This is a genomic window from Rhizobium sp. WW_1 (assembly GCF_003610155.1).
Lineage (GTDB): Bacteria > Pseudomonadota > Alphaproteobacteria > Rhizobiales > Rhizobiaceae > Rhizobium > Rhizobium tropici_A.
In genome coordinates, this window is the sequence record NZ_RAIN01000006.1 from 492,513 (window position 1) to 515,474 (window position 22,962).

Sequence of the window (22,962 nt, forward strand, 5' to 3'; positions counted from 1 at the left end):
CCGGCTCATATTCTTCATAAACTGGAATGCTTCATGTCCCTGCGCCTCGCTACCTTCAATGTCGAAAACCTTCTGACCCGCTTCGATTACACCGGTTTTCGCAACCAGCTGCGCCAGGATCGTGTGCTGCAGCTCTTCGATGTCCGCAACGAGGAAGTCTATCAGCAGCTGGAGGCGGCGCGCGTGGTTGCCGCGACTGACGACACCAGGCAGATGACCGCGCTTGCGATCGCGGATGCCGATGCCGACATCATCTGCCTGCAGGAAGTGGACAACATGGCGGCACTGCAGGCCTTCGAATACGGCTATCTCTACCGCATGGTTGGCAACGGCTATCGCCAGAAGTACCTGATCGAAGGCAATGACAGCCGCGGTATCGATGTTGCCGTGATGATGCGCGAGGAGACGCGTGACGGCCAGCCGATCGTGCTCAATGACATCAAGAGTCACGCCATGGTGACCTATGGCGATTTCGGGCTCTTCAACGACGAACTGGCGGAACTTGGCCACCATGCCGAAGACAAGATCTTCAAGCGCGATTGCCTGGAGCTGCATCTTCATATCGGCGGCGTGCCGTTCTCGCTCTATGTCACCCACCTGAAATCGATGGGGCCGGCACGTGAGGGCATGGATGGACGGCATGCGACCATGCCGATCCGTCGCGCCGAGACGATGGCGGTGCGTCGCATCATCGAAGATCGGTTTGGCGCAGGTCATACGGCAACAAAGAATTTCGCCATCTGCGGCGACATGAACGACTATCAGGAATGGGTCGATGTCATCGGCACGCGCCGCACCGGCTATCGTTTCGAGCCGCGAAATGAGGAGAAGGGCAGCGCGCTCGATGTCTTCAGCCATGATGGTTTCGTTGAAAACATCATGCACCGGCGCGACGAACTCGATCGTTGGACGCTCTATCATGCGCGCGGGCCGCAGGAGCAGCGGCTTTGCCAGCTCGACTATATCTGGCTGTCGCCGGCTCTTGCGCGTGCCAATGCCTCGCGCATTCCGGACATCGTGCGGTCCGGCCAGCCTTTCCGCACCATATTTCCGCCGGGGCAGGAGGTGGAGCGCTATCCGCGGGTCGGCTGGGACAGGCCGAAAGCCTCGGACCATTGCCCCGTCGTTATGACATTGGATCTGATATGACCGTTTCACAAGAGAATGACATGGCCGGCTGGCCGCCGGAAAATACCGTATTCCCTGTCTCCAGCATCGATCTTGCCGTGCTTCCTGGCGAGCATCCGTTCCATATTCAGGAGCTGGAAGCCGCGCGGGAGAACTGGGAGAGGGAAATTGCCGCCAATCCGGCGCTTTACGACGGCCGCATGATCTTTCAACGCCGGCTTTCGCTTGCAGACGGCGTGGTGAAAGGGGAAGCTTATGTAACGCCTTTTTCCACCTTCCTCTGGTGGCGGAAGCAAAGGGAGCGGCAGGGCGGCTCCCATCTTTTCGCATTTCCGGTGGCTATATCGTCCGATGGCGCGATGATTGCCATCCGGATGGCGTCGCATACTGCCAATGCCGGCCAGGTCTATTGCGCAGCCGGGTCGGTGGATGAGAATGATATCGTCGACGGCCATGCCGATGTTGAAGGCAACATGCGCCGCGAGGTGTTGGAGGAAATCGGCCTGGATCTGAACGAAGCGGCTGCTGATCCCGGATATTACGCCACGCATCTCAACCGTTCAGTCACGCTTCTCCGCGTCTTTCGTTTTCCATGGACGGCGGAGGATATGCTGCGACGGATCGAGGCTCACATATTGGTTTCCGAAGAGGATGAGGTCGATGGCGTGGTCGCCATTCGCTCGGCCGATCCCACAGCGCATCGCTATAATGTCGCGATGCTGCCGATCCTTGCCTGGTTCTTCGGCGGGGAGAAATAGCTTGGGCTTGCGCTGGAGTCGCTTGCCGTTATGAATAATTGAGTCTGGAAGCATGGATGGAGGCCGGATTGGCGCGCAGCTATAGTGTCTATGATGTGTTCACTGACAGCAAACTGGCGGGCAATCCCCTCGCGATCATCTTCGACGCCGAGGGGTTGAGCGACGCGGCGATGCAGGCGATCGCCAGGGAGATGAACCTTTCCGAGACGGTATTCGTGCTGCCGCCGCAAAATCCGGCGCATACCGCGAATCTGCGTATTTTCACGCCCGGCCGTGAGCTGCCCTTTGCCGGTCATCCGACTGTCGGCACGGCGATCGCCTTGGCCGAGAAAGCCCATGCGAGCCATGGCGGCGATCTTGATCTCGTTTCCGTCCTCGACGAGCGCGTCGGGCCGGTGCGCTGCGCCATCAAGCTGCGGCAGAACAAGGCGAGCTTTGCCGAGTTCGATCTGCCAAGGAAATCGCAGCAGATCCTGTTGCCGCTCGACAAGGCCGATATCGCCAATGCACTCAGCCTGAAGATTACCGAGATCGGCTTCGAGAATCACGTTCCCTCCATCTGGAGCGCCGGCGTGCCGTTCCTTCTGGTGCCCGTGCATGATGTCGGTGCGGCTGAGCGACTGGAATTCGATCTGCAGCTCTGGGAAAAGACGGTGCCGTTCGTCGATGGCGCGCTTGCCTCGGCCTTCATCTATTGCCGCGGCGGCGTCAATCATATCGCCAAGTTTCATGCGCGCATGTTTCCGGTGGGAATGGGTATTGTCGAGGACCCGGCGACGGGTTCCGCGGTAGCGGCGCTGTCGGGCGCGATCAACCAGTTTGACGCGCTGCCGGATGGGCATCATCCTGTTATCATCGAGCAGGGCATAGAGATGGGACGGCCGTCGCTGATTCATCTTCACCTTGACGTCGATGGCGGTCAGATCGCCAATGCCCGTATCGGCGGCCAAGCTGTGCGTATTGCGTCGGGAATTCTTGAGCTTTGATTTTATTGAGTTTTCGGCGGCCTCTGAAATTTTTTTGACAAAAAAACAAAGAAAATTCATCTGGCCGCTGGACAATCAAACCGATCCTATTTATATGCCCGATCACGCCGCCAGCAAGCGGTGCGGGTGATTAGCTCAGTTGGTAGAGCAGCTGACTCTTAATCAGCGGGTCGTAGGTTCGAGCCCTACATCACCCACCAAAAACCTCTTGATAACGCTAGATAATTCGAAACGTCTCAAGGGTTTTCGGCTGCGCGGTTTTCTGCAAATTGCAAACCGTTTCCCATTCATTTTCCGTTCTTCTACCAGTTCCATTGCGTTCGTCGCCGATGCGAATATCAGGCGCCGACCAGCTTCGAATGGAAGTGGCCCCGTTGCACGCAGCAATGTCGGATAAGGGCGGCCTGAGCCGCCCCTCAATTGCTGCAGGAATCGTCTTATGACGATCTTCCATACGGGTTGGATTTGCTTTGGGTTCCGAAGCCGTTGTTCCTGTTCTGGCCTTTTACCAGCTCAATGGATTGCTTGGTCTTGACGGCAGCTTCTCTAAGCGGCGCAGATGGCAAGGCAGCGAATGCCGGTGCTGCAAAGGCGATCGACGCTAGAGCGGCAATGACAAGTTTCATGGCTATTCTCCTGGGTTCGAACCACGCGCAACAGGCGCGCGAACCTCGGCGTAAGCGCATAGGCATTGCGGAGACATACGACACCTGTCGTATTTCGATGCGGGAACGGAAGGCGAATTCGAGATCTGGTTACGAAACGATTGACGCCTCCAACAGGCCAACACCGTCACCTGAACGACGGGCTCAGCTGTGATGTGCCGCCCATTGGGTTACAGGTGGCTGCCATCTCGCTTACGAGAGGTTGGATCAGTCCGAAAGCTTGCCCAGGAGAAGGCCGGCAAACACCCCGAGGAGAGCCGTCACGACCAGGACGGAACCGGTGGCCGTCGGGTTTTCCCTTGCTGCCTGGACGACGTTGCGGCCTTCCGAGCGGGCATGGTCCGCAATGCTTGCAACCTTTGTTCTTGCTGAAGAAAGGGCCTCGTCGGCTCGTTCCGAAGCGCTGTCGATTCGCTTTGCCAGCTCGGTAGAGAGCTTGTCGATCTGACTGCGGAGTTCGTCGATCTGAGCGTTAATATCCTTGTCCAGCGAGGCGTCGGCCATCGTGTTCTCCTTTGTAATGGAAAGCGCCCTTAGGAACGACCGGCGGCCAGCTTTGGTTCCCCATCGCAGCAGAATGGTCCGGGATGCTCAAATGGGGATCGCGGGATTCCGCCTCGCGATGGAGCTCTCCGCAAAGCGATTTGGGCCCGTTCCATCAACGGGAAAGCCACGCCTGCTCAGCGGAGGTGCAATAGGAACATGGTTGGCGCAGTGACGGACATTGTGAAAAGCAGGAAAGAAAGCCCATATTTCAGCCGTCGCATCCGGCGCGTCTTGATGCCATCCCAATCGTAACCCATAAGTATATCCGCCTCTCTTGGTGATTATTCTCAATTCAAGGGAGTATCTTTGAGATTGTTTGTGCGAGGCTTGCGGAACAGTTGCGTTACTCGGCGTTGAGAGTGAATGCAATTTCCTGCAATCCTATGCTGAAATATCTGCGTTCCACTTTCATCTTCGGCCGTCTGACTCCTTTCACTTTCGGGATAGTATGTGGCGTTGCACCATGCTCTGGATTGCTGGAATGATGGCGTCGTTTCTCCTCACAAGCTCGGGCTCGGAGCCCCTGCTTAAGCGCCTGCAAACGAGCGGTTTTGCAGCTATGGTCGCATGATGGCGATGGACGGTTCGAAGCGGTTGGCAATGACGGAAGTTCCGGTAGAGGCCCGGACGGCCTTGGTCATTGCCAAAAATATCTTCGGAGATCATCTTCGAGGTGTATATCTGCACGGATCGGCGGTTTCGGGCGGGTTGCAGTCGCAGAGCGATGTGGATGTTCTGGCTGTCATCGATCATCCCATGACCGGCTCTATGCGCAGGCGACTGCTTTCTTGTCTGCTGGAGGTTTCCGGTCGTCATCCGATCAAATCCGGCGCTCCCCGCTGCATCGAACTTATGGTGTTTCTGCAGGATCATCTCGCTGCGCCGGCCTTTCCGGCGTGCAGCGAGTTCGTCTATGGCGAATGGTTGCGCGACAGTTTCGAGGCCGGCGAAGTTCCCGAGCCTCTTTGCGATCCTGAAATCACGCTTGGTCTGGCTCAGGCGCGGCAGCAGTCCCAGCCGCTGTTCGGGCCGGATCTTGACGATCTTCTGGCTGAAATTCCGCTGCGGGACATAGGGCGCGCCATGCGGGAGGCATTGCCAGCCTTGCTTGCCAATTTGCACGGAGATGAGCGGAATGTCCTGCTGACACTTGCGCGCATGTGGAGAACGGCTGAGACAGGAGAATTTGTCACCAAGGACGCGGCTGCCGATTGGGTCATATCGCGTTTGCCTGAACATTCGACGCGAGCGCTGTTAGAGCTTGCTCGGAATGCCTATCGGGGCGAGGCGCGCGACGCGGCAACCTATCTGCATCGGCAGATTTTACGATTGCTATAGGCGACTACGCCCACGTACATTCGCTCCGGCCGCATTGGCGGATTTGTCGCGCATTTCAAACGGCGCCCAGCATGTTCGCGTGACGCAAATAATCATTCTTTCGACAGCGTGCTGTCAGTGCTTTTTATGTCCGCCTTCCATGACGCTGAACACAAAGATGGCGGCCAGAATCAGCATCAGCGCATAGTCGAAGGCGGTGAGCAGACGAAGCAGTTCCATGAAGTTTCTCCTCCCACAGAGAACACGAACCAGAACAACCGCTAGTATGTTCCTCCAAAAGGCGTATGCCAAGTTTTTTACATCCTGCGGTGCAAAAACAATGTTGTGCGAGGCACAAACAACCGCTTGTTTGCAAAGGCATATCAGCGTCGTGTCGGCCGCTTGCGGATTGTGAAGGAAGCCGGCGCGGTCTGCGATCGTGTTGTCAATAAATTTTATAGAGTATATCATCATCGCTAATGATAATTGCGGTTGCTCAAGGTTCGCGGAGCTTGCGTGGCGATCGATCAGGAGGGAGTTGGCTATTGACCGTTGGCTCGGACCATCAAGCGCATGATCTGCCTGTCATCGTCATTGTCGGTGGGGGCGTTTCCGGGACGGCGGTTGCCTTCCATCTGCTGCAGAGACGGTCTTTACGGGTCGGCCAACTCTTCATATTCGAGCCACGGGAGCGTCTGGGGGCAGGGCTTGCCTATGACACGCAGGATCCCGCTCACCGCATCAATGTGCCGGCGGCGAAGATGAGCCTGCTGCCAGAAGACCTCGAACATTTTCAACGCTGGCTGCTGGCGAAGGATGCGCTCGCCGACGATGAGGCGGCGGTTGCCGCCAATGGCAGCCTCTTTCCGCGGCGCTCCGTTTTTGGAAATTACATCAACAGCATGATCCGGCCTTCCATCGAGGACGGGCGGCTCGTGCATATCAGGCAAAATGTCGGGCGCATTGAGAGGATGGGCAATCGCTGGGTTGTCACCGGTGCGGCAGGGCAGCGCGTGGATGCGGATATTCTCGTCATTGCTACCAGCCATCCGTCGCCTGTGCCGCCGCAGTCGTTGCAGGATGCGCTTGCCGGGCATCAGCGCTTCGTTGCCGATCCGACCGGGCCGGACGCGCTTGCGGTCATCCGCGCCGAGGATCGTGTTCTTGTCGTCGGCAACGGCCTGACCTCGGCCGACGTTATCGCCTCGCTCGAACTCAGGGGGCACAAGGGACCGGTCACAGCAATATCCCGACGCGGCCAGCGCTCGCGCGGTCACGCGGCGGTAAAGCAGGAGTTGTTTGGCGATTTCGCCAGTCAGCCGTCGACGACGGCGCTAGGCTTGCTGCATCGCGTGCGCGCCGCTATTCGTCAGGCTGAAGGAGAGGGCCGCAGCTGGCATGCGGTTATCGATCAGGTAAGGGCGCAAGGTGGCCATATCTGGCGTGCGTTGTCGGTCGCGGAACGTCGCCGCCTTGTCAGGCATTTGCGACCGTTCTGGGATGTGCACCGGTTTCGCATCGCGCCGCAGGTCGAGGCCGTCAGCGAACGGGCGCTTGCGGCCGGTCGGCTTGAGGTGCTGGCGGCTTCGGTCGCGACGATCGGCGTTGCCGATGGTGTCATCGATTGCACGCTGCGGCTCAGCCGCTCCGAACGTTCGGTAGCAAGGCAATATGATGCGGTCGTCGTCACAACCGGTCCAGGGCATCGCGGCATTCTCACATCACAGCGCTGGATTGAGGAAATGTCGAAGGCTGGGCATCTTGCGATGGACCCTGCGCGGTTAGGATTTTTCTGCGACATGCAATCGCGGGCTCTTGCGGTCGACGGAACGATCGTCCCGTCGCTGTTTATCTCGGGGCCGCTTGCCCGTGGCACCTTTGGCGAATTGATGGGATTGCCTGAAGTGATCGAGCATGCGGTTCTGGTGGCCGATCAGCTGACGGTCGCGATTACAGACCATTGTCGTGGTCAAGGGAAGGCGTATTTGGACAGTAGCGCCGCCTAAATCCAAGAAAAGCCGCAAATTCGTTGCTTAGACGATACAATTGCCTAAATTTACTCATATAAACTATACAATTTGTGAGTTACTGTCTTGTTCGTAGGGGGCTGCGGGGTTACTTCCGCAACTCATGCTGACAGGACCGGCCGGTTGAGTCTCTTTCGAGCCACGCCGGGTTTTCAACAATCGACTTTGCAGTAAAGCGGACGGCGATGCTTACGAAAAAAGGAAAGTATGGACTGAAGGCGTTGGTGGATCTCGCACGCCTCGGCCCGGGGGAAACCGCGTTCATCAACGATATCGCGTTGCGCAACAATATTCCGAAGAAGTTTCTCGATACTATCCTGCTCGAATTGCGAAATGCCGGCGTTCTGCGTTCGAAGAAGGGGCCGGGTGGCGGTTATTCGCTGTCGCGCCCCGCATCGGAGATCCGCATCGGCCATGTCATTCGCACTCTGGACGGCCCATTGGCGCCGATCCGCTGCGCCAGCCGCACGGCCTATGAGGCCTGTGACGACTGTTCCGATCCGGAGCGCTGTCAGGTGCGGCGCTCCATGACCGAGGTGCGCGACGCGATTGCCGAGATTCTCGACAACATGTCGCTGGAACAGTTCGTTTCCGGTGGCGCCGATCTCGAAGGTCCAGAACGGGAAGACCTGCGCACTTCGCACACTGCCTGATCTTTTCCAGACTCCGACCCCATCAGGGCAATGAGCTCTTCGGTGGCTTTACACCATTAAGGTGATAGTTGCCGACGATGTGGAAATTACCACGGGCGGGCTCGTGCAGCGTATGGATGCGGGCGTTGCGCCAGTGGCGGTCGAGGTTGAGCCCGATGCGCGCCGAAGCCGCGCCGGCAAGTTCGAAGAGCGTGTCGGCTGCTTCCATCGCAATATCAGCCGTAATCGTCTGCGCCGCCGCAACGGCGAGCACGGCATCGATGACGTGATCTTCGGTGCGATTGATCTGCGCGGCGTCGATCTTGCCGCCGGCACGCTCGACCATGGCTGTCGCGGCTTCGATGCGAATGGCAACCTCGCCAATCCTTGTGACGATCAGCGGATCACTCTGAGTTCGCGTCTCGCTGTCATTGTCTGTCGAGTGGGAGCGAGCTCGCACGAATTCCATGGTCGCCGTCAGCGCGGCGCGGGCAATGCCGAGATTGATCCCGGCGCGCGTGAGCTGGTCCACACAGCCGATCACTGTGGGTTCGGCCAGCCTCTCGCGGTGCAGGAGCACGGTTTCGGTGTTGAGATAGAGATTATGCAGAATGGCCGTGCCGTTTCCGGACGTTCTCTGACCAAAACCATCCCAGTCATCAATGAGCTGGATGCCCTCGGTATTCCTGGACACGACGGCCGCCATCAGTCCCTTTCGTTTGTCGGGGACGAACAACGCGATCCAGTCGGAAAATAGAATACTGGCGGAAGGCAAGCTCCGGCCGTTGAGGCGAAAGCCGAGCCCGTCCGCGGCCAGATGCAAGGAATCCTGATCCGCGCCGTTCCCTGCGGGCGGGGAAAGAACGCTGCCGAAACGATCGCCAGTGATGGCGCGTTCGAAGAGGGACGCCCGCTGATCCTCGCCGCCGCCGATCCTGATCGCTTCCAGCGCATGAAAATGCGTCTGCAGTATCTGAGCGATGGAAGGATCGGCTTCGGCGAGGATGGCAATGACTTCGGCCAGAACACAGTTCGAAATATCGATGCCGCCGTGTTCCGAAGGCACGGAAATCCCGAGCAGGCCCGACTGGGAGAGGGCTTCGACCTCGTCATAGGGCAGGATGCGGTTGATATCGCGATCGCTTGCCTGCTGTACGAAACCCAAGGCGAGCGACCGCGCGATATCGAGCGCTTCCTCCTCGCTTTGAACGCGATGCGCGGGCGGCCTGATGCGTTCGTGCAGCTGCGAAACAGTCCCCATTGACTACTCCTCGGCCAGCGCCAGATGCGTTTCTCAGGCACGGCAAATCGCTGCGATCTTAATTTCTATAAATGGGGCGCACAATCGATTTTCCTGGCAGCTCGCGTGCCGCCTTTCGTCCTGGCGGGGGGGCGGCTGAAAGCGCAAGCTCCAAATCCGACATGGCCCGCATCGGGAGAGGGAATCTCACGACCTCTCCTTGGTCGTCCTTCAATGCGGGAAGCGGTTCTGCAGGCTGGCCCCAGGGCTAGGATTTGTTTTCCCTTTTTCATCGGCAGAAGCGAGCGCGGAGGGCCGGGAGGTAGCCGATAGTCCGGCATCTGTCGCGACGCGACGTCATCGATCGGGTTTCGTCCCGCCAAGAAAGCACTTGCTAGCGGCGCGTTTTCGCGCTTTCATATACGACTAAATAAGTAGACAATGGCAATAATCCTGCCGCCGGATGGCTTTTGAAGAGTAATCATCGGCGGCCGATTGCAGGCATCTGGTGTTGGATCGGAGTTGGACCTGCCTGTCGCATCTTTGATTGCGGAAGAGGATTCCGGATTGAAGACACGCGGCGAAGATTGAGAACTGAAGCCGCTTTCATGCATTCTGCCGGCCGCGGTTCCGAGATTGCCGAGTCCCAGAAATCGGAGTTTGTGTTTCTGGGCCCGTAGAGTGAGCAAGCCCCAAGAAAGGCATGATCGACCACCTCTTGACTCAGGAGTTGATATGACGGTTCAGGGATTCTTTTCCGCGAGGACGAACGCGACGGCGCAGCCCTATGCGATGCCGCGCATCGCCGTGATCGGTCGTGGTTTTTCCGGCATGATGATGGCCATCGCCCTGATGAAGACGGTGCGCTTTCCCTTCCATCTGCAGCTTTTCGACCCCAATTCCAGCGTCAGTGGTGGTCAGGCACTGGCCTCCGGTCATAGCAGCGAAATCTTGAACAGCCGCGTTCGCGATCTTTCCGTCTCCGCCGGCGATCCCGACGACTTCAATCAATGGCTTTCCAGCAACGCGCCTTTCCGTAGTGCCGTTCCGGCGGCAATACCCGGCTTCCTGCAGATCTTCGTGCCTAAGAGCATTTTCAGCGACTATGTCTACCAGCGCTTTTCGGAAGCCTTCTCCTCGCGGCGTGATGTTGCCGTGCAGGTCAGCAGCGAGACGGTTTTCGCACTCCGACGTGTTCGCGGTGGCCGCTTCGTCGTGGAAAGCGATGGCGCCGCCAATGCGCCATTCGATATGGTGGTGCTGGCGACCGGCTACGGCGTTGCCGATCAGGAAACGCAGGCAAGCGATCTTGTGACCGTTCCGACGGCCGTGCGCGCTCGTCGTCTCGTGTCACGACCGCATACGATCCTGCTCGGAAGCGGACTGCGCGTCGTCGACCGGCTGCTGCAGATGCGAGAGAGCGGCTATACGGGGCAGATCACCATCGTTTCGCGGCGAGGGTTCCTGCCGCAGAGCCACACGCGCAGCAATGCCGACCCGGTCTTCCCCGCCGACGAGATGCCCGGAAAGCTCAGCGAAATCGTTCGCTTCATCCGAAAGGCTTGTGCGGAGGCGGAGGCGAGCGGCCAGAGCTGGCAATCCGTCATGAATGGTTTGCGCAAGCATGCGCGATCGCTGTGGCGCTCCTTGCCGGCCGGCCAGAAGCAGCAGTTCAACCGCCATCTTCGGGCGCTTTACGACAGCCATCGCAACCGGTTGCCCGAAGCGCTGCATGTTCGTCTGAATCAGGAGATGGCCGAGGGCAACACGCAATTACGGCGTGGTCATCTCATTCGGCGGACGCCGACCGGACTGGTTTTGCGGCCCGCAGGGCGGCAGGAGACCGAGCAGCTCTATGCCGACGATGTGATCGACTGTCGATGCCAGGCGCCCGATCTGAATGCGCCTTTGCTGCGCAGCCTTATCGATGCCGGCCTTGCGGTGCCGGACGAATTGGGTCTTGGTCTCGCCGTCGATGCGACAGGCGGACTCGAGGTCAATGGCTACGCGACGGAGGGCCTCTTTGCCATCGGTCCTCTGGGGCTTGGAAGCCTCCCTGACATCGATCTCGTACCGGAGATCGTAACGCAGGCCTATGCCGCGGCCGAGGATGTGGCGGAGCGCTTCCATCCGCATTGCAAGGCGATGTAGCCGCTCCGCAACGTCTTCTCTCCAAGATCAAGGCCGCGACGCGCTTCGCCTTGCAGCGGAGATGGCGCGTGGGCGCAAATTTTTCTTGTCTTCCGTTATGTAATAACGTAACGGAAACCTATTGCCCAACCGGACCTCAGGACAAACGACATCACTTATGACATCGCCGTTGCCCACCCCTGTTTTCTATGAGATGAATAGCCCCGATGGTGCCGCCTGCGGATCGATCCCGATGGCGGCTGAAAAGGGAACACGGTGCGGATTACCCATCAGGGGCCAAGACCGTGGCTGCCCCCGCAACTGTAAGCGGAGAGCGCGTTCGCAGCACGCCACTGGCTTTATGCCGGGAAGGCGCGAACGGGCTGTGACCCGTAAGCCAGGAGACCTGCCATCGAGGATATCAACTGCAACGGACGGGGTGTTCCGATGGAAAATCAGTGGTTGGGCGAAGGCGCCGTTGTGCGCGCCGGCCCTCTATTGACTGTGCCTCCGGCGAAATCTCCGGGAGGCATCTCATGGACAAAGCAAAAGAGGCGATGCATCGGATCACCGTATGCACGAATTGCCGCCACGTCGACAGGCCGTGCCGGCCCGGCCTCGATCTCTTGAAACACCTGCAAGCGGCCATGTCCGAGGCAGGCGAAGCACTTTCCGACGATTTCAGCCTCTCGGGCAGTGTCTGCATGGCAGGCTGCGAGCGGCCATGCACGGTCGCCTTTCAGGCGAGGGCGAAAGCGACCTATCTCTTCGGCGACATCGAGGACGCGACCGATATCGGCGCCCTCGTTGCCTTCGCTCGGCTTTATCAGGATCGACCCGACGGGCTCACGCGCGAAAGCGAACGCCCAAGCGCGCTCGGCGGCAAGACGCTTGCGCGCATCCCCGCCGCCATCGTTGCGGCCGAATACCAGCCGTCGCCGTTGCAATAGGAGCCGACGATGTCCGTACGAAGCGCGCGATTGGACGCCGATGGCGTCACCTGGGGAGCCCAGAAGGGCATGCCCATCATCAGCGGCATCACATTGTCCGTCGAAGCCGGCGCCCGGCTGGCTATCATCGGTCCGAACGGGGCGGGTAAATCAACCTTGCTCCGCTGCCTTTATCGCGGTCTCAAGCCGCAGCGCGGTTCGGTGCGCCTCGACGGCGTCGATCTTTGGTCCATCGGCCCGCGAGAGGTCGCGCAGCGCATCGCCGTCGTACCGCAGGAAACACCTGACAGCTTTCCGTTCAGCGTCCGCGATGTGGTGCTGATGGGGCGCATCCCGCATCGCAAGGGCATGGCGCGCTGGAACGATCGCGACCATGACGTGACGACCGGGGCCCTGGCGCGGCTGGAGCTGGAATCTCTGGCGCTGAGGCAATTCGCGTCACTCTCAGGCGGCGAAAAGCAGCGGGCATTGATCGCACGCGCCTTAGCCCAGGAGCCGGAACTCATCATCCTCGACGAGCCGACCAATCACCTCGATATCCGGCACCAGCTCGAAATTCTGGAACTGCTCAAGGGGCTGGGGCCGACGATCGTCACGACGCTGCACGACATCAACCTTGCAGCAGACTTCGCGACACAGGTCGCCGTTATGGATTGCGGCCGGCTCACGGGGCAGGGCGAACCGGCCGAAGTCCTGACCGTCGAGCACGTATCGAACGCATTCCGTGTCGGCGCCCGCCTGCATCGCACCGATAACGGCCCGCAACGATTTTCATTCTCTCTTCGATAGTTAGATCATTGGAGTCATTCATGTTTTCTCGCATATCCTCTTCTGCAGCAGTCTTGCTTCTCGGAAGCTTGCTCGCGGGCGCGGCGCTGGCCGAACCCGTCACGGTGCGCAGCTGCAATCGCGACGTGACTTTCGACAAGGCGCCCGAGCGCGCCATCTCGAATGATGTCAACCTCACGGAAATGATGCTGGCGCTGAAGCTTCAGGATCGTATGGTCGGCTATACCGGCGTTTCCGGCTGGAAGACGCTGGACGAGAAGCTGCGCGAAGGCGTGAAAGAGCTGCCGGAGCTGTCGCCGAAATATCCGAGCAAGGAGGTGCTGCTCGGTGCCAATGCGGATTTCTTCTTTGCCGGCTGGAATTACGGCATGAAGGTGGGTGGCGAGGTGACGCCGGAAACCCTGGCTCCCCTCGGCATCAAGGTCTATGAGCTGACGGAATCCTGCATCTTCGTCATGCAGAAGAACAAGCCGACCATGGACGATATGTTCGTGGATCTCCTCAACCTCGGCAAGATTTTCCGCGTTGAGGACAGGGCGGAAGCGCTCGTTTCCGGCTATCGCAAGCAGCTTGCCGAGATTCAGGCGAAGATCGGCCATGTCGACAAGCCAACCCGCGTCTTCGTTTATGATTCCGGCGAGGAAAAGCCGTTCACTTCGGGCCGCTACGGCATTCCGACCGCGATGATAGAGGCGGCAGGCGGCGTCAACGTCATGGATGACGTCGAGAAGAGCTGGACGGAAGTCTCCTGGGAGCCGGTCATCGAGAAGAACCCGGAAGTGATCGTTATCGTCGATTATGGCCAGGTGACCGCTGCGCAGAAAATCGCCTTTCTCAAGGGCAATCCGGCCTTCAAGAACATCGATGCGGTGAAGAACGACCGTTTCGTCGTGCTGCCTTATGTCGAGGCGACGCCGGGGCCGCGTAATATCGAGGCCATCGCCACGCTGGCCAAGGCGTTTCATCCGAGCGCGCTGTAAATGTCGGCAATGCAGATCCGTCCGGTCGATCATCGGGCGGATCTCTTCCTCAAGATCCAAATATGCGCCTCAACCTCTCCATTCTGATCCTCCTGCTTGCCGCGGGCTTCATCCTGTCGATTACCGCCGGGGTGTCGTTCGGCTCGGCCTCCATTCCATTTTCCACCGTCTGGTCGATCGTCGGCAACAAGCTGCATGCAGGCAGCTTTCCGGTCACGTGGTCCAGCGGCCAGGAAAGCATCGTCTGGGATGTCCGCTTCCCGCGCGTCGTGCTGGCGGCGCTCGTCGGGGCGGGGCTTGCCATCACTGGTGCCGTCCTGCAGGCGCTGACGCGAAACCCATTGGCGGACCCGCATCTTCTTGGCGTATCCTCCGGGGCGGCGTTCGGCGCCATTCTGGCGCTATTGCATACCGGGTTGATCCTCGGTCTGCTGACGGTGCCGTTGTTCGCCTTCACGGGCGCGTTGCTCGCGACCGCGGCCGTGGGGTTGACGACGCGCCTGACACGATCGCATTCGGCCGATCGGCTCGTCCTGTCGGGCGTGGCGGTCGCCTTCGTCTTCACCGCACTCGGTAACCTCCTGATCTTTCTGGGCGATCCGAGAGCGGCCAATACCGTTGTCTTCTGGATGCTGGGCGGGTTGGGACTGGCGCAGTGGCAGCACCTGATCTATCCAGCCGGCATTCTGCTGCTTTGCCTCGCCTTGCTTCTGCCGAAGACGAGGGAACTCAATGCGCTTGCGATGGGCGATGAAACGGCTGTCACGCTTGGAATTCCCGTCGTGCGGTTCCGTCTGCTGCTGTTCGTCGTCACGGCATTGCTGACGGGCGTCATGGTCGCGTTTTCGGGCGCCATCGGTTTCGTCGGATTGATGGTTCCGCATTTCGTGCGGCTGATCGTCGGCGGCGACAATGTGCGCGTCGTGCCGCTGAGTGCCGCTTTCGGCGCGCTGGCGCTGATTTGGGCCGATATCGTCGCGCGGCTGATCATGGCGCCGGAGGACATGCCGATCGGCGTCGTCACCGGGTTGGTCGGGGGGATAGCGTTCATCCTGATCCTGCGAAGCGGGCGCGCATAGATCCACCCATTGCCAAGGCGTCTTCCTGGCCTATTTCCGGGCGGGCAATGACCGGTCCTACATGTCGTCTTCGGGTGAGGGCGAGCGATGCCCGGTTTCGCGTAAGGTTTGAGACCGGATAAGCAGTTAGAATGCCTTTGTGTCGCCTTTCTTTGTCTTACAAGGCTTACGCGTAAAGACTATGGAATTCGCAATCACACTATAGGACGACTCGGCTCTCCATTTTGCGGCGATTTCGGTCATCCACTGCCTGCGACTTTACGTGCAACGAGGAGCTTTGCTTGCGCCCGCTGAAATCTCGTCTTCTTCTGCTGCCCCTTTTGCTGCTGGCATTGGGTATTTTTGCGGCCGTTAATCCGCTGGCGGGCGGGCATGCCTTTGCGCAGGATCAGCAGCCGGCCCAGGCTTCACAGCAAACCGATCAGCAGCCCACGCAGCTGGCAAACGGGCTGCTGGACGCGGCCGTTGCCGATCTCGGCAAGGCGAAGAAGGCCTATACGTCGCTACGGGACGCAGCCAAGCAGGCGACATTGGATGATGAAACGCTTGTGGCGCTATCCGGCCAGGTCGATGATCTCAACCGGACGGTTGCTGCAATTTCCGCGCGCCTGAAACCCCGTACCACCGAGATCGATGCGCGCCTGACGCAGCTCGGCGCGGCCCCCAAGGAAGGCCAGCCGCCAGAGGCTCCGATCGTCACGCAGGAGCGCGATAGGCTCAATGCCGAGCGCTCGCAGATCAGCGCTGTCATCCTCGATGCGGACAATCTGACGGCGGAGACCAATCGATTGTCGATGCAGTTCATCGAGGCGCGCCGAAAGCTGTTTACCGAGACGCTGTTCAAGCGGACGGAAATTTCCGCCACGACATTCGACGATGCGGGGGCGGCCCTCCTCGACGAAGGCGTCAAGTTCAGCAGTGCGGTGACGAGCTGGATCGGCTTCGTATTGAAAGCCAAGCTTGCATCGCTCCTGGCTGCCGTCTGCCTGTCGATCGGAGCGGCGCTGATATTTCTCTCCGGTGGGTATCGGCTCTTCCGCCGCTACTATGTGCAGGACGAGGCCGTCGAAGATCCGCCCTATATCAGCCGGCTCTCCGTCGCCTTCTGGTCGACCTTGATCCGGACGCTGTCATTGGCGGCTTTTCTCGTCACATCCTTCTTCTTCCTCTCCAATTTCAACGTGCTGCGGCCCGACATCGCGCCGATATTGGCGGCGCTCTTCGGTTTCATCGGCCTCGTCTATTTCGTCGGCCGCCTCAGCAACGCCGTCTTCGCGCCGTTCCGGCCGCATTGGCGCCTGGTCAAGCTGTCGAACAAGGGGGCGCATTCGCTGACCTGGTGCCTACAGGCCATGGCCGTGGTCAACGGCTTGGACTATGTTTTCGACCGCATCAGCGAGTCCATGGGCTCGCCGATTGTCGTGACCGTGGCGAAGAGCTTTCTCGCGGCGCTGTTGATCGGCTTCATTCTGATTGCAGCTTCCTTCGGTTCGCCGATGCTGGCCAAGAATGGCGATCCGGATGCGCCGGGCCGGCGGTGGCCGCATGGCATGGCGATCATTCTTCGCATTCTCGGCATATCGGTGATCTTCATCTCGTTCATCGGCTACGTCGGACTTGCGCGCTTCATGGCAACGCAGATGATCGTGACGAGCGCGGTCGTGGCGACCATGTATCTCGGCTTCCAGCTCGGCAAGGCCGTATCCAAGCAAGGGGTTTTTGCCGAGACGATCATCGGGCGGTTTCTGGAAAATCGCTTCCAGCTCGGCGAGGTCGCCCTTGACCAGGGTGGGCTTGCAGCGGGGCTTGCGACCTATGCCGTCGCCCTCCTGACGGGCATTCCCCTGATCCTGTTGTCCTGGGGATTCCATATTCAGGATCTGGAACTGATCGCCTACAGGCTGTTTACCGAAATCAAGATCGGCAACATATCGATCTCGCTGCTCGGCATCTGCGTCGGCATTCTGCTCTTTGCCGGCGGCTATCTGGTGACGCGCTGGTTCCAGCGCTGGCTCGACAGCAATGTCATGGCGCGCGGCCAGGTGGATCTCGGCGTCCGCAACTCGGTGAAGACGGGTATCGGCTATCTCGGTATTGCGGTCGCGTCGATCATCGCCATCTCGGCCGCGGGCATCGATTTGTCGAGCCTGGCGCTTGTCGCCAGCGCCTTGTCGGTCGGTATCGGTTTCGGCCTGCAGAATATCGTATCGAACTTCGTGTCCGGCCTGATCCTTCTGGTCGAGCGGCCGTTCAAGGTTGGTGACTGGATCGTGTCGGGCACGTCGGAAGGCATCGTCAAGCGCATCTCGGTGCGCGCGACCGAGATCGAGACCTTCCGCAAGCAGTCGATCATCGTACCGAATTCGGAGCTCATCAACGCTTCGGTCGGTAACTGGACGCATCGCAACAGGCTTGCCCGTTCCGAGATCCCGGTTTCCGTCAGCTACGATGCCGATCCGCGCAAGGTCATGGATATCCTGTTGGAGTTGGTGCGCTCGATCCCGAAAGTTCTCAGAAATCCGGAGCCGCATGTCGAATTCCTACGCTTCGGCCCGTCCTCGCTCGATTTTGAAATGCGCTTCTATCTGTCCGATCTTTCCGACGGTATGGAAATCCGCAACAGTCTTCGCATCGAAATCCTGAAGCGCTTCAAGGAAGAGGGCATCTCCATTCCCTATCCGCATCAGGAACTGCATATCGTTCGCGATGGCAGAAGGGGCAGGGCATCGGATATTGCCGCCGATGCATTGACGGATTCCGCCGACGGGCCTGAAGTTGAGGATGACATGACGGAAGCTCGTGCCCTGCCGACAGAGGACAAGGCGCCGGAGCCAAAGACGCTCGGCCGCCGTCGCGGCAGGACCGCTGCGGAGTAACGATCCGCGGCTGAGCCGGCTGAAGCACGGCGCATCCGGAAAGGCGCAGTTCACGCGATTTTCTTCATCTCCGGGAAACCAGCCGGCTTAACAAATACGCAAAGGCTTTGTTCTAAAAAAATACAGAGGGGATCATTTTCAAAAACAGGTTTCAATTATGCCATTTCTGGGTGTTTCGGGGATGCAATACTCCGGTGCGTCTCTTGCCGGCTCGCGTATTCTTCTCGTAGAGGATTCCAATCTTTTCACCTCGATGGTTCGGGCGAAGCTGAAAGAGCTTCTGGATATCGACGTCGAGATCTGCCGCAGTTTCGATGAGTTGCAGCTCGCTTACGACAAATCCTCGGAGCCCATTAAGCTCGCAATCTCGAACATGAACCTGCCGGGGGCCGAAAAAGGTGAAGCCCTGGCCTATCTTCTCGACCTCAGCATTCCGACGATCGCCTTCACCGGCACCTTTCTCGAGGGTACGCGCGACGAGCTGATCGCCAAGGATGTGGTCGACTACATTCTCAAGGACAATGTATTTGCCGTGGATATGCTGGCGGAATCGATCTGCCGGTTTCTCACAAACCACCGTCACCACGTTCTCATCGTCGACGACAGCGCGACGGCGCGCGCTTTGCTGTCAAGCCGGCTGAAACGCTACAATTTCCGCGTCAGCGTTGCGGAGAATGGTGCCAAGGCACTCGAAATCCTGAAGACCAGCCCGGATATCGGCCTTATGGTCACGGACTACAACATGCCGGACATGGATGGCTTCGAGCTGACGCGGCGTATCCGTTCGACGACCGGGTCGCATCAGTTGCGTATCATCGGCGTTTCCTCATCCAATAACCGGCTGCTTTCGGCGCGCTTCCTGAAAGCCGGAGGCAATGATTTCATCCTGCGGCCGTTCATCGACGAGGAATTCTACTGCCGCGTAAATCAAAACCTCGACACGTTGTTGCAGATCCAGTCAGCTCGACCAATCGGCTAAAAGCTGTCGTCGGCGTACGATCGTGCATGGCAATCCCGGAAAAATGTGAGGGAAAATCATTTTTATGTAAATCTCCGCAATCAGCGGTTCCAATTTTTTCACGAATCCTGTTCAGGATAACAAAGAAGACGGTTGGCAGACCTGCGATTGACTGAAATTCGTGCGCCTGACGGTGTGGAAGGAATTGAAGGGAAATGGTACTGCATGTGGGATCTCTCAGCGGCGGCGTCGGCCATCGCAATGGCAACCAGAAAATACTTCTGGTCGAGGATTCTCGCATGTTTTCGGCCGTGCTATCGCATCGGTTCGAAACCGAGCTCGGACTTGCCGTCACCCATTGCTCCTCGCTGAAAATGCTGAATGAGGCGCTGGCGGATGCCGGGCGCGGCTTCACCCTGGCGGTGATCGACCTTAACCTTCCCGATGCCGCGCATGGCGAAGCCTTGGATGTTGCTGTCGCTCACGACATTCCCACCATCGTCTTTACGGCATCGTTCGATATGGCGACGCGCAATCGCATCATGGAGCGCAGCGTCGTCGATTATGTGCTGAAGGATGGCGAGTTCGCGCTCGACAATCTCGTCTCTTCCGTCAGGCGCGCCATTGCCAATCGCTCGACGCGCGTTCTGGTTGTGGATGATGTGCCTTCGGCTCGAAAGATGCTGACGGATCTGTTGCATGCCCAGCAGTTTAAGGTCGCCGAAGCCGGCACGGGTATCGAAGCTCTGGCGATGCTCGAGACATTCGACGATATCGAGATCGTCGTCACCGACTACAATATGCCCGACATGAACGGCCATGAGCTGACTCGTCGCATTCGGCATCGCTACGGCTCCGATCGGATGCGAATTATCGGCATTTCGTCTTCGAACGATCGTTTGCTGTCTGCGACATTCCTGAAAGCGGGAGCCAGCGATTTCATTTATCGCCCCTTCGTTCCGGAGGAGCTGCAGTGCCGCATCGCATTGAATGTCGAGACATTGTCGCAGCTGAAACAATTGCGGGCGGCAGCGGCAAGCGACTATCTGACCGGGCTTTATAACCGGCGCTACTTTTTCGATCATGGTCCGCGTCTGGTCAACGAGTGCCTGCGCCGTCAGCGGCCGAGCTCGGTCGCCATTCTCGATATCGATCACTTCAAGAACCTGAACGACACCTATGGGCACGAGATCGGCGATCATGTGCTGAAGGCTGTCGCTGGCAGGCTGCATGGGCTACTGGAAGGCACCGACAACCTGCTTTCCCGGCTTGGCGGGGAGGAATTCGCTATTCTTTTTGCTGAGATGAACTCGCGTGCTGCGACTGCGCTTTGCGATGAGGTCCGCCTCAGCCTTGCCAGCCTGAAGGTTCATGCCGACGATGAGGAGCTGTCGGTGACCGTTTCCATCGGCGTGGCGGAGATCGTCGGATATGAATCCTTCGACAATTACCTCAACGCCGCCGACCAGTTCCTCTACATGGCCAAGCACAATGGCCGCAATCAGGTCTATTCCGATTTCAAGATGACGCAAGAGGCGGCCCAGTAGGCCGCCTGTAATGCTCTATCCGTCTTGATTTCCGACGCTCTCAGACGACGATGCCGGTGCGGTTGGTCGACATGGTCAGCTTGCGCTCGGCGCGTTCCTGCTGCGGCGAACGATTGTAGAGTTCGCGATAACACTTGGAGAAATGCGAGGCGGAGACGAAGCCGCAGGCGACAGCCACTTCCACCACCGGCATGGAGGATTGCACCAGCAGATGCCGGGCGCGGTCCAGACGGATTTCGAGGTAATAGCGGGCGGGGGAGCGGCCCATTTCCTGCCGGAACAGGCGCTCGATCTGCCGGCGCGACAGGCCGGCATCGTCGGCGATTTCCAGCAGCGACAGCGGCTCGGCGAGGTTGCTTTCCATCAGCTCGATGATCGACAGGACCTTGGAGTTCTGCACGCCGAGACGGGCGCGCAGCGGCAGGCGCTGGCGGTCATGCGGGCTGCGAACGCGGTCGGTCAGCTGCTGCTCGCAGACGCGGTTGACGAGGTTTTCGCCAAAGTCCTGGCCGATCAGGTTCAGCATCATGTCGAGCGAGGCGGTGCCGCCGGCGCAGGTGTAGAGATTGCTGTCGACCTCGTAGAGATCGGCATAGACTTCCGCCTGCGGGAAGGTTTCCGAGAAGCCCGGCAGGTTCTCCCAGTGGATCGCACAGCGCTTGCCATTCAGCAATCCTGCCTGGGCAAGCACATGCGCGCCCGTACAGAGGCTGCCGACAGCGACGCCGCGATTGTAGGTCTCGCGCAGCCAGGCATTGACGGACTTGTTGTGGAACTCTTCGACATAGATGCCGGAACAGACCAGCACCATGTTCGGGCGGTTCTCGCCGCCAAGATAGCGGCGCTCGTCGGTGAGGGACGAGTTGACCTCCAACCCGATGCCGCTGGAGGAGTAGACTTTCTGCCCGTCCGTCGAGGCAAGCCGCCATGTGTAGGCGGGGTAGCCGAGCATGCGGTTGGCAATCCGCAGCGTCTCGATCGCGGCGGAAAACGGCAGCATGGTGAAATGCGGAACAAGGAAGAAAACCAGGGAACGCGTCTTGATCGGAATCTTGCTCATATTGTGAAAATCCATGCTCCAGGGCCGTTACGTATTCCTTGCGTCAAATACGTCGGCTCGATGGTCTATTAGCGACATTGGCATGGATAATCGCGGCCGCAAAGGGATATTTGCGCTGACCATAAAAAATGTGGCTCTGGAGAAGGGAAGCGGAGGAGCGGCGAGCAATAGGCTCAAGCAGCTAAATATATATGGAGATAATTCTCAAGATTATAGGCAATGCATGTCAGGATGAGAAATGTTCAAAAGGCGACACACGCTGAGATTGAGTGTCGCCTTCAGTTTTTATGGTCACTGGCTATCATCGGGTAGCCTTCGGATTCTTGATTTCGTTCGCGGCCGGCCAACCCAGATCCTTGCGCATGTCGTCGGACAGAGATTCAAGCTCGCGAAGCGAACGCCACTGCTGCCAGCGATGGGCAAGGCGAGAAAAGAAGGGCATGTAGCTGCTGCCGGACGGAAACGGGTTCCGCGTGCCGGATTGTCTATAACTGATCGTCGTCATTTTCAGTTCCTTTCCGTGTCAAGCGTTCAAAATGTCACGTCTATTGAGTGTAAATATGGACCCCGGCGGCTCATCAATCAAACGAATAGATCTTATAGTTGCCATTAGTATTCTTGAACGAAAGCAGCTTGCCAGGCTTTCGTTCATGTGCGGACAGGGTGTCCGCGCCAATTAAATGAAACTCGGAAACCCAGAGAAAACGACTTTATCTCGACCTTATTGCGACTTTAGAATCGACAATTTTCTGAGCTGCCAGGAATTTCAGCAACATCGCGAGCGTTTTGAATTGGTCGCGCAATTCGCTTTCGACGATGTCTCGACCCAGAAATTTGGGACTTCAAACAAGAGAACGCGACTTCGAATTGCGAGTTCTGAAGCGAAGGGCAAACGCAAAGTCCGGCTAGATATGGTCGAGTGGACTTCAGAACCAAGTGGGCCGCATTACTCGCCTTGTTTTTGGACTGACCGATTGCGCACCATCACACTCTCCAGCTTGTTGAGCCGAAAGTCATCACCAACTGCGTTATTGTTGATGAGCCCCCAACCGGCTCCGTTGCTCGGTGGGAGAAACTCGATGCCGCTGTTCTGATAGAATTTCTGCAGTTCGACCGCAGAATTCAGCACCCCCGCGCGTCCTCGCTCGACCCGTTGGATGGTCGATCGTGAAACGTGGGTATGGGCCTCTACCTCATCCTGTCCGTCGTCGAATGATTTGAGACTTTTTGGGCTCTGGAAGAATGGAGTTTCCGGCTCAGTTTGCGGGTTGATTTAAGCCGCTTTGGCCTGGTG

The 22,962-nt window shown here is 58.6% G+C and carries 19 protein-coding genes, 1 tRNA gene and 1 riboswitch; of the genes, 15 read left to right on the forward strand and 5 right to left on the reverse strand.

Going from position 1 to position 22,962, the window contains the following annotated elements; translation table 11 throughout:
• Window positions 1-33: 33 nt before the first annotated feature.
• The 4 genes from BJ928_RS20465 (at window position 34) to BJ928_RS20480 (ending at window position 3,072) form a co-directional block, all read left to right on the forward strand.
• Window positions 34-1,149 carry an endonuclease/exonuclease/phosphatase family protein gene (locus BJ928_RS20465; RefSeq protein ID WP_047633872.1) on the forward strand — a complete coding sequence of 372 codons (1,116 nt, stop codon included), beginning with the start codon at window positions 34-36 and terminating at the stop codon, window positions 1,147-1,149.
• Complete coding sequence (locus BJ928_RS20470) at window positions 1,146-1,886, forward strand: hypothetical protein (protein ID WP_047633873.1); 741 nt, start codon at window positions 1,146-1,148, stop codon at window positions 1,884-1,886. Before BJ928_RS20465 ends, BJ928_RS20470 begins: the two co-directional genes overlap by 4 nt.
• 68 nt (window positions 1,887-1,954) lie before the next feature.
• Entirely contained in the window at window positions 1,955-2,872 is a 918-nt protein-coding gene (locus tag BJ928_RS20475; protein WP_047633910.1) for a PhzF family phenazine biosynthesis protein, read from the forward strand.
• 124 nt (window positions 2,873-2,996) lie between these two features.
• Window positions 2,997-3,072: transfer RNA gene (locus BJ928_RS20480), tRNA-Lys, on the forward strand.
• A gap of 237 nt (window positions 3,073-3,309) precedes the next feature.
• On the opposite strand, the gene BJ928_RS20485 is transcribed toward BJ928_RS20480, so the two are convergent.
• Both BJ928_RS20485 and BJ928_RS20490 read right to left on the reverse strand, forming a co-directional pair.
• A complete protein-coding gene (locus tag BJ928_RS20485; RefSeq protein WP_047633874.1) occupies window positions 3,310-3,498 on the reverse strand; it encodes a hypothetical protein in 189 nt (62 codons plus the stop codon).
• A 246-nt stretch (window positions 3,499-3,744) separates the two neighbouring features.
• Complete coding sequence (locus tag BJ928_RS20490) at window positions 3,745-4,041, reverse strand: hypothetical protein (RefSeq protein ID WP_052227820.1); 297 nt, start codon at window positions 4,039-4,041, stop codon at window positions 3,745-3,747.
• 642 nt (window positions 4,042-4,683) lie between these two features.
• Here BJ928_RS20490 and BJ928_RS20495 point away from each other — a divergent pair.
• The 3 genes from BJ928_RS20495 (at window position 4,684) to BJ928_RS20505 (ending at window position 8,080) form a co-directional block, all read left to right on the forward strand.
• Window positions 4,684-5,421 carry an aminoglycoside adenylyltransferase domain-containing protein gene (locus BJ928_RS20495; protein ID WP_052227823.1) on the forward strand — a complete coding sequence of 246 codons (738 nt, stop codon included), beginning with the start codon at window positions 4,684-4,686 and terminating at the stop codon, window positions 5,419-5,421.
• Between the two features lie 524 nt (window positions 5,422-5,945).
• Window positions 5,946-7,406, forward strand: a complete 1,461-nt coding sequence (locus BJ928_RS20500) for an FAD/NAD(P)-binding protein (protein WP_047633875.1) — start codon at window positions 5,946-5,948, stop codon at window positions 7,404-7,406.
• A gap of 206 nt (window positions 7,407-7,612) precedes the next feature.
• Window positions 7,613-8,080, forward strand: a complete 468-nt coding sequence (locus BJ928_RS20505; protein ID WP_047633876.1) for an Rrf2 family transcriptional regulator — start codon at window positions 7,613-7,615, stop codon at window positions 8,078-8,080.
• Window positions 8,081-8,102: 22 nt separating this feature from the next.
• Here BJ928_RS20505 and BJ928_RS20510 read toward each other — a convergent pair whose 3' ends face one another.
• Window positions 8,103-9,320 carry an SfnB family sulfur acquisition oxidoreductase gene (locus BJ928_RS20510; RefSeq protein WP_047633877.1) on the reverse strand — a complete coding sequence of 406 codons (1,218 nt, stop codon included), beginning with the start codon at window positions 9,318-9,320 and terminating at the stop codon, window positions 8,103-8,105.
• 714 nt (window positions 9,321-10,034) lie between these two features.
• Here BJ928_RS20510 and BJ928_RS20515 point away from each other — a divergent pair.
• From BJ928_RS20515 to BJ928_RS20550, 8 genes are all read left to right on the forward strand, one after another.
• Window positions 10,035-11,450 (forward strand): FAD/NAD(P)-binding protein, encoded by a 1,416-nt coding sequence (locus BJ928_RS20515; RefSeq protein WP_047633879.1) that lies wholly within the window; start codon window positions 10,035-10,037, stop codon window positions 11,448-11,450.
• A 190-nt stretch (window positions 11,451-11,640) separates the two neighbouring features.
• A riboswitch (cobalamin riboswitch) is annotated at window positions 11,641-11,858 on the forward strand.
• A gap of 107 nt (window positions 11,859-11,965) precedes the next feature.
• Window positions 11,966-12,379, forward strand: a complete 414-nt coding sequence (locus tag BJ928_RS20520) for a DUF1636 domain-containing protein (protein WP_047633880.1) — start codon at window positions 11,966-11,968, stop codon at window positions 12,377-12,379.
• Between the two features lie 9 nt (window positions 12,380-12,388).
• Window positions 12,389-13,168 carry an ABC transporter ATP-binding protein gene (locus tag BJ928_RS20525; RefSeq protein ID WP_047633881.1) on the forward strand — a complete coding sequence of 260 codons (780 nt, stop codon included), beginning with the start codon at window positions 12,389-12,391 and terminating at the stop codon, window positions 13,166-13,168.
• A 20-nt stretch (window positions 13,169-13,188) separates the two neighbouring features.
• Window positions 13,189-14,148: an ABC transporter substrate-binding protein gene (locus BJ928_RS20530; RefSeq protein WP_047633882.1), complete on the forward strand. Its 960-nt coding sequence runs from the start codon at window positions 13,189-13,191 to the stop codon at window positions 14,146-14,148.
• Between the two features lie 62 nt (window positions 14,149-14,210).
• Window positions 14,211-15,227, forward strand: coding sequence for an iron ABC transporter permease (locus BJ928_RS20535; protein ID WP_047633884.1), 1,017 nt, complete (start codon window positions 14,211-14,213; stop codon window positions 15,225-15,227).
• Between the two features lie 281 nt (window positions 15,228-15,508).
• A complete protein-coding gene (locus BJ928_RS20540) occupies window positions 15,509-18,103 on the forward strand; it encodes a mechanosensitive ion channel family protein (RefSeq protein ID WP_047633885.1) in 2,595 nt (864 codons plus the stop codon).
• A 157-nt stretch (window positions 18,104-18,260) separates the two neighbouring features.
• Window positions 18,261-19,082, forward strand: coding sequence for a response regulator (locus BJ928_RS20545; RefSeq protein WP_047633886.1), 822 nt, complete (start codon window positions 18,261-18,263; stop codon window positions 19,080-19,082).
• Window positions 19,083-19,276: 194 nt separating this feature from the next.
• A complete protein-coding gene (locus tag BJ928_RS20550; RefSeq protein ID WP_047633887.1) occupies window positions 19,277-20,608 on the forward strand; it encodes a diguanylate cyclase in 1,332 nt (443 codons plus the stop codon).
• Window positions 20,609-20,648: 40 nt separating this feature from the next.
• Here the strand turns inward: BJ928_RS20550 and BJ928_RS20555 are convergent, their stop codons facing one another.
• Together BJ928_RS20555 and BJ928_RS20565 are read right to left on the reverse strand one after the other, a co-directional pair.
• Window positions 20,649-21,668, reverse strand: a complete 1,020-nt coding sequence (locus tag BJ928_RS20555) for a GlxA family transcriptional regulator (RefSeq protein ID WP_348628236.1) — start codon at window positions 21,666-21,668, stop codon at window positions 20,649-20,651.
• Between the two features lie 301 nt (window positions 21,669-21,969).
• On the reverse strand, window positions 21,970-22,173 hold the full coding sequence (locus BJ928_RS20565; RefSeq protein WP_047633890.1) for a DUF1127 domain-containing protein: 204 nt from the start codon (window positions 22,171-22,173) through the stop codon (window positions 21,970-21,972).
• Window positions 22,174-22,962 lie beyond the last annotated feature (789 nt).